Source organism: Sulfitobacter faviae (assembly GCF_029870955.1).
GTDB lineage: Bacteria > Pseudomonadota > Alphaproteobacteria > Rhodobacterales > Rhodobacteraceae > Sulfitobacter > Sulfitobacter faviae.
The window spans coordinates 2,825,041-2,841,994 of the sequence record NZ_PGFQ01000001.1 but is presented as its reverse complement, the minus strand read 5'-3'; the positions used below and the strand labels follow the sequence as shown (position 1 = coordinate 2,841,994).

Annotated in this window: 13 protein-coding genes and 1 pseudogene; 6 read left to right on the top strand and 8 right to left on the bottom strand. The window is 63.3% G+C overall.

Annotated elements, in window-relative coordinates:
• Positions 1–68: 68 nt before the first annotated feature.
• On the top strand, positions 69–1,274 hold the full coding sequence (locus CUR85_RS14685; protein WP_197470820.1) for a multidrug effflux MFS transporter: 1,206 nt from the start codon (positions 69–71) through the stop codon (positions 1,272–1,274).
• 19 nt (positions 1,275–1,293) lie between these two features.
• Here CUR85_RS14685 and mfd read toward each other — a convergent pair whose 3' ends face one another.
• A complete protein-coding gene (mfd, locus tag CUR85_RS14680; RefSeq protein WP_067262063.1) occupies positions 1,294–4,764 on the bottom strand; it encodes a transcription-repair coupling factor in 3,471 nt (1,156 codons plus the stop codon).
• 31 nt (positions 4,765–4,795) lie between these two features.
• Positions 4,796–5,323 carry a component of SufBCD complex gene (locus CUR85_RS14675; protein WP_136720314.1) on the bottom strand — a complete coding sequence of 176 codons (528 nt, stop codon included), beginning with the start codon at positions 5,321–5,323 and terminating at the stop codon, positions 4,796–4,798.
• 119 nt (positions 5,324–5,442) lie between these two features.
• Here CUR85_RS14675 and hemB point away from each other — a divergent pair, with 119 nt between their 5' ends.
• A complete protein-coding gene (gene hemB / locus CUR85_RS14670; protein ID WP_067262065.1) occupies positions 5,443–6,447 on the top strand; it encodes a porphobilinogen synthase in 1,005 nt (334 codons plus the stop codon).
• A 126-nt stretch (positions 6,448–6,573) separates the two neighbouring features.
• Positions 6,574–7,140, top strand: coding sequence for a lipid-binding SYLF domain-containing protein (locus CUR85_RS14665; RefSeq protein WP_067262066.1), 567 nt, complete (start codon positions 6,574–6,576; stop codon positions 7,138–7,140).
• An 87-nt stretch (positions 7,141–7,227) separates the two neighbouring features.
• Here CUR85_RS14665 and CUR85_RS14660 read toward each other — a convergent pair whose 3' ends face one another.
• Positions 7,228–8,100 (bottom strand): NAD(P)-dependent oxidoreductase, encoded by an 873-nt coding sequence (locus CUR85_RS14660; RefSeq protein WP_136720313.1) that lies wholly within the window; start codon positions 8,098–8,100, stop codon positions 7,228–7,230.
• 96 nt (positions 8,101–8,196) lie between these two features.
• Between CUR85_RS14660 and CUR85_RS14655 the strand changes: the two genes are divergently transcribed.
• Together CUR85_RS14655 and CUR85_RS14650 are read left to right on the top strand one after the other, a co-directional pair.
• On the top strand, positions 8,197–10,665 hold the full coding sequence (locus tag CUR85_RS14655) for a penicillin acylase family protein (RefSeq protein WP_280322794.1): 2,469 nt from the start codon (positions 8,197–8,199) through the stop codon (positions 10,663–10,665).
• A complete protein-coding gene (locus CUR85_RS14650) occupies positions 10,662–11,228 on the top strand; it encodes a pseudouridine synthase (protein WP_067267202.1) in 567 nt (188 codons plus the stop codon). Before CUR85_RS14655 ends, CUR85_RS14650 begins: the two co-directional genes overlap by 4 nt.
• Here CUR85_RS14650 and CUR85_RS14645 read toward each other — a convergent pair.
• From CUR85_RS14645 to trkA, 5 genes and pseudogenes are all read right to left on the bottom strand, one after another.
• Positions 11,225–11,626 carry a DUF2177 family protein gene (locus CUR85_RS14645; protein ID WP_067267203.1) on the bottom strand — a complete coding sequence of 134 codons (402 nt, stop codon included), beginning with the start codon at positions 11,624–11,626 and terminating at the stop codon, positions 11,225–11,227. The two genes, CUR85_RS14650 and CUR85_RS14645, sit on opposite strands and share 4 nt — an antisense overlap.
• Before the next feature lie 97 nt (positions 11,627–11,723).
• On the bottom strand, positions 11,724–13,022 hold the full coding sequence (gene hflX, locus CUR85_RS14640) for a GTPase HflX (protein WP_067267205.1): 1,299 nt from the start codon (positions 13,020–13,022) through the stop codon (positions 11,724–11,726).
• On the bottom strand, positions 13,019–13,258 hold the full coding sequence (gene hfq / locus CUR85_RS14635; protein ID WP_007119530.1) for an RNA chaperone Hfq: 240 nt from the start codon (positions 13,256–13,258) through the stop codon (positions 13,019–13,021). Before hfq ends, hflX begins: the two co-directional genes overlap by 4 nt.
• Positions 13,259–13,388: 130 nt before the next feature.
• A pseudogene (locus CUR85_RS14630) lies at positions 13,389–14,842 on the bottom strand (TrkH family potassium uptake protein).
• A 112-nt stretch (positions 14,843–14,954) separates the two neighbouring features.
• The gene (gene trkA / locus CUR85_RS14625) at positions 14,955–16,331 is read right to left on the bottom strand and encodes a Trk system potassium transporter TrkA (protein WP_067264064.1); all 1,377 of its coding nucleotides are present in this window, start codon (positions 16,329–16,331) and stop codon (positions 14,955–14,957) included.
• A 126-nt stretch (positions 16,332–16,457) separates the two neighbouring features.
• Between trkA and CUR85_RS14620 the strand changes: the two genes are divergently transcribed.
• Positions 16,458–16,952: a hypothetical protein gene (locus CUR85_RS14620; RefSeq protein WP_136720312.1), complete on the top strand. Its 495-nt coding sequence runs from the start codon at positions 16,458–16,460 to the stop codon at positions 16,950–16,952.
• Positions 16,953–16,954: the final 2 nt, after the last annotated feature.

Sequence of the window (16,954 nt, the reverse complement as noted above, 5' to 3'; positions counted from 1 at the left end):
AACGGATCCGCCGTTCGGGACAATCGCCGGAGTGCGCCTTCGTGACCACCGAAAATCCAAAATTCTCCATGGGGCGGATCGAATTCGTCGGCCTTATCGCGATGATGATCGCCACCATCGCCTTTTCCATCGACGCGATGCTGCCAGCCCTGCCCGAGATCGCGGCGGAACTCTCGCCCGAGATGGCCCACCGCGCCCCGCTGATCCTGACAGCCTTCGTGCTGGGCATGGGGCTGGGCACATTCTTTAGCGGCGCGCTGTCGGATGCATTCGGCCGCCGCAATGTGGTCTTCGGCGGGGCGGCGCTCTATTGTCTTTCGGCCTTCGTCGCTTGGATGAGCAACTCTCTCGAAATCATGCTGGTGGCACGCATCTTCCAAGGGCTTGGCGCCTCTGGCCCGCGTGTGGTGGCCGTGGCGATCATTCGTGACCTCTATGCGGGGCGCGAGATGGCGCGGATCATGTCGGTGGTGATGATGGTCTTCGCGCTGGTGCCCGCCTTGGCCCCGATGCTGGGCGCGGGGATCATCCTCACGGCGGGCTGGCGCGCGATCTTCATGGCCTTCATGGCCTTCTCGCTCATTTCGGTCATCTGGATGGCCCTGCGCCTGCCCGAAACCCTCGCCCCCGAAGACCGCCGTCCGCTGCGCGCACGGCTGATCATTGGCGCGGTGCGCGAGTTGGTGGGCCACCCCACGGTGCGCCTGTCGATCCTCGTGCAGTCGCTTGCCATGGCGATGCTCTTTTCGATGCTGATGCTGGTGCAGCCGATCTATGACACCGTCTATGGCCGCGGCGAAAGCTTCCCGCTGTGGTTCGGCGGCATCGCCGTGGTGGCGGCCAGCGCCAGCCTGATCAACGCGCTTTTGGTCGTCCGCTACGGCATGCGGCGGCTGGTGACCATCGCCTTGGGCGTCCAAATCCTGCTGTCGGGGGCCATGTATTTCCTCAACCTCGGTGCCCTGCCCGACCCTTATGGTTTCGCCGCCTTCGTGTTCTTCCAGACCTGCCTGTTCTTCCAGGCGGGGCTGACATTGGGCAACCTCAACGCCATCGCGATGGAGCCGATGGGCCATATCGCAGGCATGGCGGCTTCGGTCGTGGGGGCAATTTCCACCGTGCTGGCGGCGCTGATCGCCTCCCCGGTGGGGTTGATGTTCGACGGCACCACCAAGCCGCTGGCGCTGGCCATGCTACTGATGGCAATCGCGGCCTATGCGCTGATGCTCTACATGGGGCGGGTGGAGAACCGGCAGCCAGCGGCGGCGGAATAACCGCCGCCTTTCGAAGGGCTTAGCCCTTCGCCTTGGCCTTTTTCGCAGTCTTTTCCTTGGCGATCACATGTTCGGCCAAGTCGCGTGCGATGGCAAAGGCGCCTTTGATCTTATCGGCATCCGTCTTCCAATCCCGGCGCACGACGATCTTGTTGTCCTTCACCTTCGCCAGCCCGCGCTGGTCTTGGATGAACTTCACCAACCCCTCGGGCGAGGCGAATTTGTCGTTGTGGAACTGGATCGTCGCCCCCTTCGGCCCGCCGTCGAGCTTGGCGATCCCGGCGCGTTTGCACATCGCCTTGATCCGCACCACCAGCATCAGCGTGTTGACCTCTTTCGGCAGCTTGCCGAAACGGTCGATCAGCTCGGCGGCGAAGCCTTCCAGCTCAACCTTGGTCGATAGCTCGCTGAGGCGGCGATAGAGGCCGAGCCGCACGTCGAGGTCGGGCACATAGTCTTCGGGGATCAGCACCGGCACGCCAAGGTTGATCTGCGGCGCCCATTGCTCGTCGGCCTCCGACAGCCCCTCCAGCTCGCCCGCTTTGATCTTGGCAATCGCCTCTTCCAGCATGGACTGGTAAAGCTCGAAACCCACGTCGCGCATCTGGCCGGACTGTTCTTCGCCCAGCAGGTTGCCCGCGCCGCGAATGTCGAGGTCTTGGGACGCCAGCGTGAAGCCCGCGCCGAGCGTGTCGAGGCTGCCCAGCACCCGCAGGCGTTTCTGCGCCGTGTCGGTCAGCTTGGCGCGGGGCTTGGTCGTGAGATAGGCATAGGCGCGCGTTTTCGAACGCCCCACCCGACCCCGGATCTGGTAGAGCTGCGCCAGCCCGAACATATCCGCGCGGTGGACGATCATCGTGTTGGCGGTGGGAATGTCGAGGCCGGATTCCACGATGGTCGTGGCCAACAGAATGTCGAACTTGCCGTCGTAGAAAGCGTTCATTCGGTCGTCGAGCTCCCCCGGCGCCATCTGGCCGTGGGCGACGACGTAAGAAAGCTCGGGCAGTTGTGCCTTCAGGAACTCCTCGATCTCGCGCAGGTCGCTGACGCGCGGCACAACGTAGAAGCTCTGCCCGCCGCGGTAATGCTCGCGCAAGAGCGCCTCGCGGATGGTCACCGCGTCGAACTCGCTGACATAGGTGCGGATCGACAAGCGGTCCACGGGCGGCGTGCCGATGATCGACAGATCGCGCACGCCGGTGAGCGACAGTTGCAAGGTGCGCGGGATCGGCGTGGCGGTCAGGGTCAGCACGTGGATATCCGTGCGCAGCGCCTTCAACCGCTCCTTATGGGTGACGCCAAAGTGTTGTTCTTCATCGATAATCAACAAGCCTAGGTCGTTGAAACGAATACCCTTTGCCAGCAGCGCATGGGTGCCGATGACGATATCGACCGTGCCCTTGGCCATCCCCTCACGCGTCGCCGCCGCCTCCTTGGCCGAGACGAAACGGCTGAGTTGCCGCACGTTGATCGGGAAGCCGCGGAAGCGTTCCGCGAAGCTCTTGTAGTGCTGCCGCGCGAGCAGGGTCGTCGGCGCGATCACCGCGACCTGCACGCCCGACATGGCCGCGACGAAAGCCGCGCGCATCGCCACCTCGGTCTTGCCGAAACCCACATCGCCGCAGACCAGACGGTCCATCGGGTTGCCGGAGGTCAGATCTTCGATCACATCACCGATGGCGCGGAGCTGGTCGTCGGTTTCCGTGTAAGGGAAACGGGCCGAGAAGGCATCCCACATGCCCGGCGGCGGGTCGAGCACGGGCGCTTTGCGCAGGCTGCGTTCGGCGGCGATGCGGATGAGCTTGTCCGCCATCTCGCGAATGCGCTCTTTGAGCTTGGCCTTTTTAGACTGCCATGCACCACCGCCGAGCTTATCCAAAAGCCCTTCCTCATGCCCGTAGCGCGACAGCAGTTCAATATTCTCCACCGGCAGGTAAAGCTTTGACTGTTCGGCATATTCCAGCACGAGGCACTCATGCGCGGCGCCTGCGGCGGTGACCACCTCCATCCCGTGATAGCGCCCGATGCCGTGGTCGACATGAACCACCAGATCGCCGGGGCTGAGGCTTTGCGCCTCGGTCAGAAAGTTCTCGGCCCGGCGCTTGCGTTTCGGCGCACGGATCAGACGGTCGCCCAGCACGTCCTGTTCTGAGATCACCGTCATCCCCGGCGCCTCGAAGCCGTGCTCCAGCGCCCAAACCGCCAGATGCAGCCCGCGCTTTCCGATGCGGGTGGCATCCATCACCGGGATCGCCTCGGCCAGACCTTCGTCTTCGATCAGCCCGGTCAGGCGCTCCCGCGCGCCTTCGGAGTAGCTGGCGATCAGCACCGGCCCAACCTCAAGCTTTGCTTTAATATGCGCGGCCAAAGCACCGAAAAGACTAACGGATTCCTGCTGTCGCTCAGGGGCGAAATTGCGCCCGAGCCGCGCGCCTGCATCCAGCACCCCCGGCCCCGTGGGCTGCGGCAGCGGGTTGAACTGGATCACCCGATGATCCAGCAACGCTTGGGTCCAAGCCTCATCGGTCAGGTATAGCCCCTCCGGCGGGGCGGGTTTGTACACGCTGTCCATCTTCGAGCGCGTCTTCATCGCCAGTTTGCGGGTCTCATACTGGTCTTCGATGGTTTCCCACCGCGCAATCCGCATCGGGGTCAGTTGATCGTCCAGAGTGACCGTCGCCTTGGGCAGATAGTCGAAAAGCGTTTCCAGATCATCGTGGAAAAACGCGAGCCAATGCTCCGCGCCCTGATGTTTGCGGCCCGCGCTGATCGCCTCGTAAAGCGGATCGTCGGTGCCCGCGGCGCCGAATTCGATACGGTAGTTCTGCCGGAACCGGGTGATCGCGGCCTCGTCGAGGATGACCTCGCTCACCGGGGCGAGTTCCACCAGATCGAGCTTTTCGGTCGTCCGCTGCGTCGCTGGATCAAACCGCCGCGCGCCATCCAGCACATCGCCGAAGAGATCGAGCCGCACCGGGCCAAGATCGCCGGGCGGGTAAATGTCGATGATCCCGCCGCGCACCGCGTAATCGCCCGGCTCCATCACCGTGGGGCTTTGCACAAAGCCCATGCGCACCAGAAACGCGCGCAGCGCCTTTTCGTCGATCCGGCTGCCCACGCGGGCGGCAAAGGCCGCGTCGCGCAGGGTGTCGCGGGCGGGGATGCGTTGGCTGGCCGCGTTCAAGGTCGTCAGCAAGACGAACTGATCGGGCATCCCATGCACCAGCGCCGCCAGCGTCGCCATCCGCCGGGCCGAGATATCGGCGTTGGGTGACACCCGGTCATAGGGCAGGCAATCCCACCCCGGGAAGGTGACGACCGGCATGTCGGGGGCGTAGAACCGCAAGGCAGCCTGCATCGCCGCCATGCGCTTGTCATCGCGCGCCACATGGACCACCGGCTGGCCGCCCTTGGCGATTTCATCGAGGATGGCGCGGGCATCATAGCCTTCGGGAACGCCGGAGAGGGTGATATTGCGCGGATCGTTCATCGGGTCTCAATTGGCCCTCGGAGGGGGGCTGTCAACCCGCCAGCGGGCCGATGCTTAGATTTTGATACATTCCCCAAAGCGCGGTCACGAAGATCGAGACCATGCCGATGATCTGGGTGTAAAGCCGGTGCCGCATCAATCGCCGCCGCAGCACCTCGCCGGTTGACCCTTCGATGCGAATGAGCCGGGCGGTCGACAGGCTTAAAAGCCCCACCAGCGACATGGGAAAGCCCAAGAGCAGCAGGGCTTGAGCGAATTCGATGCCATAGACGAACCCCAAGAGCACCAGAGAGGTCAGCGCGAAGAACCCCAGCCCCAAGAGCCACAGCCCCGAGACCTGCGAGATATAGAGCATCCGGTTCACGTTGATCCGCACGATGTCTTCCAAATCGGCCTCGGCCTCTCCGCCATAGCGGCGGGCGCGCAGGACCATGTCGAAGGGCACGCCCAGCACCCAGTGACTTGCCGTCGACCACATCACAGCCAGCGCGATCCAGAACCAAAGGTTCGAGAAAGAGCGCATGTCGATCATTTCGAAAAGGGTTTGATACCAGTCCAAGGCGTGCTCGTCCGAATATTGAGTTCGGATCTCTTAGCGGTCCGGCGCAACAATTCATAGGGTTGAGGCGTTCAAAAATACATGGCAAGCCCGTGCCAAGCCATTCTGAGGTATAATTGATGCAACCCGTCCACGCCCCCTTCCCCGCCACACGCCTGCGCCGCACCCGTGCCAATGCCGGTATCCGCGCGTTGGTGCGCGAGAATGACCTGCAACTGGGCGATCTGATCTGGCCGGTTTTCGTGCGCGATGGCCAAGGCGTGGAAGAGCCGATCCCCTCCATGCCCGGTGTCATGCGCCGGTCGGTCGACACGCTGGTCCCGGCGGTGCGCGCGGCGGCGGACCTGGGCATCGGCACGGTCTGCGTCTTTCCCTATACCGGGCCCGAGGACCGAACCGAAGACTGCGCCCGCGCATGGGATCCGCAGAACGCCACCAACCGCGCCATTGCCGCGATCAAAAAGGCGGTGCCGGAGATGGTGGTGATGACCGATGTGGCGCTCGATACCTATAACATCAACGGCCATGACGGTTTCGTCGAAGACGGCATCATCGTGAACGACCGCACGGTCGAGGCGCTGGTCAAGATGGCGCTGGCCCAAGCCGAAGCAGGGGCGGATATCATCGGGCCTTCGGATATGATGGACGGGCGCATCGGCGCGATCCGCGCAGCCCTCGAAGAGGCCGGGCATCAAGATGTGATGATCCTGAGCTACGCCGCCAAATACGCCAGCGCTTTCTACGGCCCCTTCCGCGACGCGGTTGGCGCCTCTGCGGCCCTGACCGGCGACAAAAAGACCTATCAGATGGATCCGGCCAATAGTGACGAGGCGCTGCGGCTTGTGGCGCGTGACCTCTCGGAAGGCGCGGATATGGTCATGGTGAAACCGGGAATGCCCTACCTTGATATCTGTCGCCGGGTAAAAGACGCCTTCGGCGCGCCGACCTTCGCCTATCAGGTCTCAGGCGAATACAGCATGATCAAGGGCGCGGCGGACCAAGGTTGGATCGACGGCGAACGCGCGATGATGGAGAGCCTTCTGGCCTTTAAACGCGCGGGTTGCGACGGCGTGCTGACCTATTTCGCCCCCGATGTCGCCCGGCTTTTGCTCAAAAGCGCGTGACCTAAGGGCGTAAATCTGCGCAAAGGGGCCAATCAACATGACAAGCCGCAGGATTATGCGTAATCTTGCGCATAAGTCGGGAAAACCGGCAGCAGGCAACCGATCTTGAATATACAGGCAGATAAGATGACCAAACAGACATATAACCGGCGCTTCGTGACATTGGGCGCCCTCTCGGCGCTCGGCGCGACCGCGGCCTGCGGCAATGGCGTGGGCGGACGCGGCAGCGCGATGATCGACGCGCGCGTGGACGCGACATTGGCCGAGATGTACCGCGGCTATCCCAACACCCGGCAATTGGCCGAAAAGGCCAATGGCATGTTGGTCATGCCGCTGGTGACCGAAGCGGGCCTCGGCTTTGGCGGTGCCTACGGGCGCGGCGCGCTGCGCGTCAACGACGTGACGGTGGACTATTATTCGGTGACCAAAGCCTCGGGCGGCTTGCAGATCGGCGCGCAGCAATATGCGCATGTGCTGTTCTTCATGACCGAACCCGCCCTGCGCGAATTCCGCAGCTCGCCCGGTTGGGCGGCGGGGGCCGGTCTGGAATATGTGATCTCGGACAAGGGCGACAGCGTCAGTGCGGATACCACCACCGTCATGGCCCCGGTGCTGGCCGCCGTCTTTGGCCGCGCGGGCCTGCGCATCGGCGCGACGCTGGAAGGCACGAAATACACGCGGATCATTCCCTAATGGGCATCCGCGTCTGCTGAAAGCACACGCCCGGCTTTAGGCCGGGCGTTTTTGTTTGGGGCAATGGGCAAAGCTGCCCATTGCGGGTTAGCCGAGGTTCTGCAACCGTTTGAACAGGCTCGACGTATCCCAACGCCCGCCGCCCATCTTCTGCACGTCTTTGTAGAACTGATCGACCAGCGCGGTCACCGGCAGGCTCGCCCCCGTCTCATCCGCCGCATCGAGACAGATGCCCAAATCCTTGCGCATCCAATCCACAGCAAAGCCGTGATCAAACTTGTCGTCGAGCATGGTCTCATAGCGGTTTTCCATCTGCCATGAACCTGCCGCGCCTTGGCTGATCACCTCGACCACGGCGCGGCCATCAAGCCCCGCCTTCTCGGCGAAATGCAGCGCCTCGGACAGGCCCTGCACCAGCCCCGCGATGGCGATCTGGTTGCACATCTTGGTCATCTGACCTGCGCCGCTTTCCCCAATGCGGCGGCAAATTTTCGCGTAGACCTCCATGATCGGCAGCGCCCGGTCAAAAGCGCCTTCGTCGCCGCCGCACATGATCGACAATTGGCCGTTTTCCGCGCCTGCCTGACCACCTGAGATCGGCGCGTCGACAAAGCTCACCTGCGCGTCATCGGCGGCGGCATAAAGCTCACGAGTCACAGCCGCCGAAACGGTGGTGTGATCAACAAAGATCGCCCCCGCCGTCATGCCGCCAAAGGCCCCGTCGTCCCCCAAACAGACCGAGCGCAGATCATCGTCATTGCCGACGCAGGCGATCACGAAGTCCGCATCCTTTGCCGCCGCACGCGGTGTCTTGGCCATAGCGCCGCCATAGGTTTTCACCCAGTCGTCGGCCTTGGCTTCGGTGCGGTTGTAGACGGTCACATCGTGGCCCGCCTTTTGCAGATGCCCCGCCATCGGAGCCCCCATGACCCCCAGTCCCAAAAACGCGAGCTTTGCCATGTGCTTTTCCTTGTCATTCAGTTGCGTTATTCCCTGTCATTACACCTACCACCCTGCGCGCTCCGGTCAATCTGCGCGCCAGTCGAGGATCCCCCGATGGCATTGATGTTTCGCTGGCTTATCCGATTGGCGGTGTTTCTCGTCGCGCTGAGCGTCGTGGTTTTGGTGCTGGTCTATTGGTTCGCCGCGCGGTCCCTGCCCGACTATGATGATACGGTCGAGGTCGCGGGCGTCAGCGCCCCGGTCGAGATCGTGCGCGACAATGCCAACGTGCCGCATATCTTCGGGCAGAGCGATGAGGATGTCTTTTTCGGCCTCGGCTTCGCGCATGCCCAAGACCGGCTGTGGCAATTGATCACCCTGCGCCGCACCGCGCAGGGGCGTCTGTCCGAGGTCTTCGGCACCGCCACCATCACCACCGACAAGCTGATGCGGCGCTATGACATCTACCGCCTTGCCGTGGCGGCGGCGGATAAGCTCGACCCCGAAACCGAAGCGGCGCTTGAGGCTTATTCCGCGGGGATCAACGCGCGTCTCGACCAGATCAACACCGAAGCCTTGGGCCGCGGTGCGCCCGAGATGTGGCTTTTCAATGCGCCCATGGCCCCGTGGCGGCCTGCGGATTCACTCGCGATCACCAAGCTCATGGGCCTGCAAATGTCGGGCCATCTGGAGGCCGAGGTGCTGCGCGCGCGCGTGTCTTTGGAGTTGAGCGATCCGGACCGTCTGCGCGACATCCTGCCCGAAGCGCCGGGCAGCGGGGTCGCCGCCCTGCCTGAATATGCCGCCCTTTTCCCCGAGGTCACCCGCCGCCACGCCGCCGCAGCGCCGATTGAAAGCCACCCGCTGTCACCCTTCAAACGGCAGGCCTTCGCCGGGGCTTCCAACGCTTGGGCCGCCGCGCCCTCGCGCTCTGCCGCAGGGGGCACGCTTTTGGCCAATGACCCGCATTTGGGCTTCACCGCCCCCGCGATCTGGTATCTGGCCCGGCTGGAGCTTGAAACCGGCGGCGTGATCGGTGGCACCATTCCGGGGATGCCGGTGGTGCTTACGGGCCGCAGCGCCGATCTGGGCTGGGGGCTAACCACCGCCTATGTCGATGATCAAGACGTCTATATCGAAGAGCTGAACCCCGACAACGCCGAGGAATATCGCACCCCGGACGGGTTCAAGAAGTTCCGCAAACGCGCGTCGATCATCAATATCGCCGATGCCGATCCGATCACTGTCACCCTGCGTTGGACCGACAATGGCCCCGTGCTGCCCGGCAGCCACTACAACCTTGGCAGCATCACCCCGCCGGGGCATGTGGCCTCTGTCGCCTCGACCCTCTTTACCGAAGAGGACACCTCACTTGCCGCCGCGATGAAGGTGATGCGCGCGAAATCGGTGCAGCAGGCGATCAATGCCGCAACGGACTATGTGGCACCCGCGCAGAACCTCACGCTTGTCGACCGCGACACCATCGCGATGAAGACCATCGGCGCCATGCCGCGCCGCGATGCCAATCACCAAAGCGAAGGGCGCATGCCCAGCCCCGGTTGGATCGCCGCCAACCGCTGGGACGGGATGCTGCCCTATACCGCGAACCCCGAATTCATCGCCCCCGCAGGCGGCATCCTTGGCAATACCAACAACAAAACGGTCGACCGCCCCTTCCCCAACCATGTCTCCTTTGTCTGGGGCGACACGCAGCGGGTCCAGCGCTGGCAACGGCTGATGCAGAACCGCGAGGTGCACACCCGCGATAGTTTCATCGAAGCGCAGCTTGATACCGTCAGCCCCACCGCCCGGTCGCTGCTGCCGCTCATCGGCGCCGAGCTGTGGTTCACCGGAGAGGCCGCCCCCGATGGCACGCCGGAGCGCCAGCGCCAGCGCGCGCTTGATCTGCTCGCCGGTTGGTCGGGTGAGATGAACGAACACCTGCCCGAGCCGCTGATCTATGCCGCGTGGATCCGCGCGCTACAGGACCGGCTGATCCGCGATGAATTGGGACCGCTGGCCGAGGAGTTCACCCATATCCAGCCGCTCTTCATCGAACGCGCCTTTCGCGATGTGCAGGGCGCTGCGAAATGGTGCGATGTGCGCCAATCCGCGCCGGTGGAGACCTGCCACGACATGGCGCGGCTGGCGCTCGACGATGCGCTTTTGTGGATCAACGAGACATGGGGCACGCAGCTTGAATCGCTCCGCTGGGGCGACGCGCATCAGGCGACCCATGATCACCCCGTGCTGGGCGAGGTGCCGCTTTTGCGCTACTTCGTGAACATCCGCCAGTCGACCTCGGGCGGGGACAACACCCTGCAACGCGGGCTGACACGCGGCACCGGCAAAGACCCGTTTTATAACGTGCACGGCGCGGGCTATCGCGGCGTTTACGATTTTGCCGATCCCGACAGTTCGGTCTTTGTCACCTCCACCGGGCAATCGGGGCATTTCCTGTCGCGCCATTACGATGATATGGCGCAACTCTGGCGGCGGGGCGAATATATCCCGATGTCGCTGGACGCCGAACTGGCCCGCGCCGCTGCCGTGGGCGTGACCCGATTGGAGCCTGCCCAATGACCGCCCGCGTGATCTTGCTGTACAAACCCTATGGCGTGCTGTCGCAATTCACCGACAAAGGCACCGAAGGCAGCACACGGCCCACCCTCTCGGCCTATGTCGATGAAAAGGGATTTTATCCCGCAGGGCGGCTCGACCGCGACAGCGAAGGGCTTTTGGTGCTGACAGACCACGGCCCGCTTCAGGCCCGCATCGCGCATCCCAAATACAAACGGCCCAAGAGCTATCTGGTGCAGGTCGAAGGCACGCCGGATGCCGCGGCGCTCGACGCGCTGCGCAAAGGTGTCGAACTGAAGGACGGTCTGACGAAACCCGCCCAGGTGGATCAGATCGACGCGCCTGATCCGCTTTGGCCGCGCGACCCGCCGGTGCGTTTTCGCAAGACGGTCCCCGATGCTTGGCTGCGCATCACCATCCGCGAGGGGCGCAACCGGCAAGTGCGGCGCATGACAGCCCATGTCGGCCTGCCCACGCTGCGGCTGATCCGCGAAAGCGTGGGCGACTGGACGCTGGCCGGGCTGCAACCCGGCGCATGGCGCTGGTCGACCGAAACGGGCCGTTAGGTAAAGGCGCGGGTGATCGCCACACCCGCCGTCGTCGCCGTCCCGGTCAGGACCGAGCCCCAAGTGAAGTCGCGCGCGACCATGGCCCATGTCCAATCCTTGAGCGTCGCCAAATTGGTGAACTCATAGGTGCCATAGCCCATCGCCCCGATCAGCAACGCATTGCCAAAGACCCAGAGCAGCGAATGATCCTGCACCATCGCGGGCCAAGACACGAACCACAGCACCACGGCCACGAAGAAGGCATAGAAGATCAGCGCCGGGGCCATGCGGAATTCATCCAACAGCCAGTTGCCGATATCACGCTCGAACGCAGGTTTGATGAGGTAGGTCAGCCCGAGATAATCCAGCCCGAGGAAGATGACGACGGTAGAGAGGTAAAGGATAACGAGGGTCATGTGGCGCGCTCCGTTTTTGGTCATAGGACCATATGCGGCGCGACGCGCGGAATTCGATGCCGGGGGCGGCAAAATTTCACCGCCCATGGCAAACCCGTCAAATTTGCTGGAATTCAGCCTCTTGCCGCGCGGACCAGCGCACGGTGATCTCGAACCCGTCGTCGGTCTGGCGCTCGCCCTCGACCACGTCCTGCGCGAACAGCCAGGCGCGTTTCTTGCCGTCGGCGAAACCAAGGGTCAGCACAGCCTCGCGCACGGCACCTTGCAGCGCCTCGGCGATGGTTTCTTGCAGCGTCTCCAGCCCTTCGCCCGTGATGGCCGAGATCGCCAGCACATCATCGTTGCGCGCGGCACGGGCGCGCATCGCCTCGGCCCGGTCTTCGGGCAGCAGGTCCAGCTTGTTCCAAACCTCGAAACTGCGGGTCTCTTTCGGCACACCGAGAGAGGCGAGAATATCGCGCACGTTCTGCGCCTGCTCTTCGGTCTCGGCATGAGAGACATCGCGCACATGGCAGATGATATCGGCGGCCAAAACCTCTTCCAGCGTGGCGCGGAAGGCGGCGACGAGTTCCGTGGGCAGATCGCTGATGAAACCCACCGTGTCGCTGAGGATGATCTCAGGCCCATCGGGCAGCACGAGGCTGCGCATGGTCGGGTCGAGCGTGGCAAAGAGCATGTCTTTGGCCATAACCTCGGCCCCGGTCAAACGGTTGAAAAGCGTGGATTTCCCGGCGTTGGTATAGCCCACCAGCGCGACGATGGGGAACGGCACCTTGGCCCGTGCGGCACGGTGCAGGGCGCGGGTTTTCACGACTTTTTCCAATTGGCGGCGCAGGCGCACCAATTGGTCGTCAATGGCACGGCGGTCAGCCTCGATCTGGGTCTCACCCGGACCGCCGACAAAACCCAAACCGCCGCGCTGCCGCTCAAGGTGGGTCCATGCCCGGACAAGCCGCGTGCGCTGATAGTTCAGCGCGGCCATCTCAACCTGAAGCACCCCTTCGCGGGTCGCCGCACGATCGCTGAAAATTTCGAGAATCAGCCCGGTCCGGTCGAGCAGTTTGACGCCCCAAGCCTTCTCAAGATTGCGCTGCTGCACCGGGGTCACGGGGCCATCGACCAGCACGAGGTCGACCTCTGCCCCCTTCATGCGCTGCTCAAGCTCTTCGATCTTGCCCTTGCCGAACAGCATACCCGCATGCACCGTGCGCAGGGGCACGACTTCGGAGCCGACGACCTGCAACTCGGGCAGCGCCTCGGCCAGTGCCACGGCTTCGGCCAGCGCGGGCTCGGGCGCGCGCCGGTCGTTGTCGGACTTGATATCAGGATGCAGCACCCAAGCGCGCGTTACGCGGGGCCCGTCGCTGTTGTCGATCTGAAATGCTGGACGGCTCAAGAAGCGTCTTCGCCCTCATATAGGCTGATCGGCTGGCTTGGCATGATGGTCGAAATCGCGTGTTTGTACACAAGTTGCGATTGACCGTCGCGGCGCAGCAGAACGCAGAAGTTGTCAAACCATGTAATGACGCCCTGCAATTTGACGCCATTGATCAGGAAAATTGTCACCGGTACTTTGGTCTTGCGAACGTGGTTAAGGAACGCATCCTGAAGGTTCTGTCTGTCTGACGCCATGGTAGTATCGCCTTTTGTTCTTGCTGGCGTCCGCGTACCGGACCCCCCCATTGCCTCAAGTATGGAGTGCGAAAGCGTGAGTTTCCAGCCCCAATATCAGAGGACTAGGGCGGTTCTAGCGCTAAACGTGTCAAGCGCGCCACAAATTCGGGGTCATCAGCGCAATAATCGCCAAGGTTTCCAGCCGCCCCAGCACCATGGCACCGCTAAGGATGACTTTGGCCGCCAATCCCAGTTCGATCAGGTGAATGGGCTTGTCGGCGGCATGTTCGATCAGCGGCCCGGTGGTGGACAGCGTGGCCACTGACATGACCACCGCCGCATCGAAGGAGGCGCCGGTCAGGGTCAGCAGCAGGGTCACCCCAGCCAGTGACATGGCGAAGAGCATGAAGAAGATCCAAGCGATGAAAGCCCCGTTGCTTTGCAAACGCCGCCCGGCCGCCCCCGCCCCGCTGACGGAATTGGGATAGACCAGCCGGTCCATCTCGCGCACCCCGTTTTGGTAAAGGGCGAAGACCCGCAGCAGCTTCACCCCGCCCGCCGTGGTGGCCACCCCGCCGCCGATCAGCGCAAGCCCCATGAGCACCAGCCCCGGCGTGCGCAGCCCCGACCAATTCTGCGCATCGGCCCAATGCTCAGAGACGAAACCGGTGGTCGACAGGAAGGAGAGCACCGTGAAGAGCCCGCCCCAAAGCGCGTGCAAGGCGCGGGTGCCGTCGACCTCAACCTCGACCTCAAAAGCGCCGATCCAATGGCGCGCGAACAGCAGCAGCGGCACGCCGATCACCACCAAAAGCCCGATGCGAAACTCAGGGTCGGTCATCAGCCCGCCTTGGGTGGCGGTGACGGTATCCTTGGAAAAGGTCAGCCGCGACAGGGCGAAGAGCATGAAGAGCATCATCACCGCCTCGCCCGTCACGCCGACCTGCGCCTCGGCCACGCCGCCGATGGGCGAAATGCCCGAGGTCGCCATGACCGACATGGCATGGCAAAGCGCCACCAAGGCCGTCTCCCCACCGATGACGAGCAAAAGCCACAGCAGCAGTGTCAGCCCGAAGTAGATCGGCAGCAACGCTTGGGTGGTGCGCAGCAGCCGTTGGCGCGGGGTGATGCGGCCCATCCGCGTGTTGATCCGGTCATCAGGCCGCCCCGGCTCAGCCTGCGCCGTGACCTCAAAGCCCCCAAATGCAGCGGGGCCAGAATGGCTGAGGCCGTGACCCACATCAGCAGCCCGCCCATCCAGCCGACCTGCGCGCGCCACAGATGCAGCGTGTCACTCAGCCGTTCGGGGTTGAACATGGTGGCCCCGGTGGTGGTCAGGGCGCTGACCATCTCGAAATAGACATTCACGAAACGCGTCGTCGGCAGCGCCTCAAGAAAAGGCACCGCAAAGAAGACCGGCAGCAACACAAAGGCCGAAAGCAGCGACAAAAGTGGCCCAAGCGCCCCGTCCAAAGGTTTGCGCCCGGCATGGGCGATGGCGATCAGCGTGAAGGCCACAAGCCCCAGAAGCCCCGCATAGAGAAAGGCCCGGCTGGCCAAATGATCGTTCATCACCAGCCCGTGGATCGACGGCAGGATCATCGACAGGGCGGAGACGCCGAACAATTGCAAGAACAGCGGCAGCTGCACGATCTCCCGGCGGATGCCGGTCGGGCCTATGCGGGTCGGTTGCGTCACAAAGGCGCTCCTGCGCTTAGAAAAAGTCGATCGAGACCTGCAAAAGCTGTTCGACCCGCGGCACATCCTCGGCCAGAGCAAAGAGGGCGACCACATCGCCTTCGTCGATCCGCGTGCTGCCTAAGGGGCGAATGACCTTGCCTTCTTTGCGCAGCATGCCGATCAAAACGCCTTCGGGGAAGTCGATTTCCGAGACTTTCTTACCTGCAAGGGGCGAGGTCGACAGCACTTCGGCCTCAATCACCTCGGCCTCGGCATCGCCGATGGAATAGACCGCCCGCACCCTGCCATGGCGGATGTGACGCAGGATCGAACTTACGGTCGTGGCGCGCGGGTTGATATAGGCGTCGATTCCAAGGTGGGTCATCAGCGGCACCAGCGTGGGATCGTTGATCAGCGCGATCACATAGGGGCAGCCCTCGGCTTTGGCGCGGACGCATGACAGCATGTTGGTCTTATCGTCGTCGGTCACCGCCAGCATCGCATCGGCGCGGCTGATGCCCGCCTCGGCCAGCAGCGCCGCATCCAGCCCGTCGCCATTGAGCACGATTGTCCGTTCCAACCCTTCGGCGGCACGCTCGGCGCATTTGCGGTTCTTCTCGATCATCTTGGTGCGCACGCGCAGAGGCCCGCTTTCCAGATGCTGCGCCACGGTCAGGCCGACATTGCCGCCGCCCACGAGCACGACACGCTCTTGCTTGGTGGTTTGCTTGCCGAAAATCTCCATCGTGCGGGCGATGTCGTCGTGATGCGAAAAGACATAGCAATCATCTCCGACGAAAAGCTGGTCCTTCGCCTCGGGCGCGAAAAGCGTGCCGTCGCGGCGCACGCCCACGACCACGGCGCGCAGGGTCGAGAAGAGATCGGTCAGCTGCCGCAACGGTGTGTTCACCACAGGACAATCACTGTCGATCGAAATCCCCAGAAGCTGCGCCTGCCCCTCCATGAAAATCTCGGTGTCGAAAGCGGCGGGTGCACTGAGCCGCTGGAGCGCTGCGGTGGCGACCTCCTTCTCGGGCGAGATCACCACGTCGATCGGCATGTGATCGCGGCGGTAGAGGTCGGAGTAGATCGCATCGAGATAGGATTGGCTGCGCAGCCGCGCGATCTTGCGGTTGATGCCAAAGACCGAATGCGCCACCTGACAGGTCACCATATTGACCTCATCGGAATGGGTCGCGGCGATGATCATCTCGGCGTCGCGCGCGCCTGCACGGTCCAGCACGTCAGGGTAGCTCGCGAAACCGGCGATGCCCTGCACATCCAGCGTATCGGTGGCGCGGCGGATCAATTCGGCATTGCTGTCGACCACGGTCACATCGTTGCGCTCTCCGCTGAGGTGACGGGCAATCTGCCAACCCACCTGCCCTGCGCCGCAAATGATGATTTTCATGAAGGCTTCCTTACCCTGAGCAAAGATCGTGTGAGGGTTGTCTTGGGTCGGTTAGAGGGCATGACAGATGGGTTGGCAAGGGTCAAATCAATTGTCTTTGCCCCGCAACGGCGGCATGATGGGGCCATGAAACCGATATCCCCTCGCCCCTCCCGCGCCGCTTTCGCCTTGACCTTTGTCGGCTTGGCGGCGGCGGCCTGTGCGCCGCTCAACACCTATTACAAACCGGGCGCGAGTGTCGCGCAGGTCAACCGCGCCACCACCGCTTGCGAGGTTCAGGCCCTGCGCGATGTGCCAATCTCGACGCAGATCCGCCGCGAACCGCCACGCTATATACCCGCGCGGCGCCACTGCGATGCCGACAACAATTGCACCACGCGGGGCGGTTTTTACGTGCCCGGGGAATTGGTGACCTTTGACCCGAACGAAGACCTGCGCAACCGGGTCGAGGCGCAATGTATGGCCGACAAAGGTTTCGCGCCCGTGTCGATCCCCGCCTGCCCCCGCAATGTGGCCCGCGCCGCACCGACACGCGCGACGACCACGCTGCCCGCGCTCAACCCCAAATCCTGCGTGATCCGCAACAGCGATGGGTCGTTCCAGATCGTCACGCAAGGGTGACG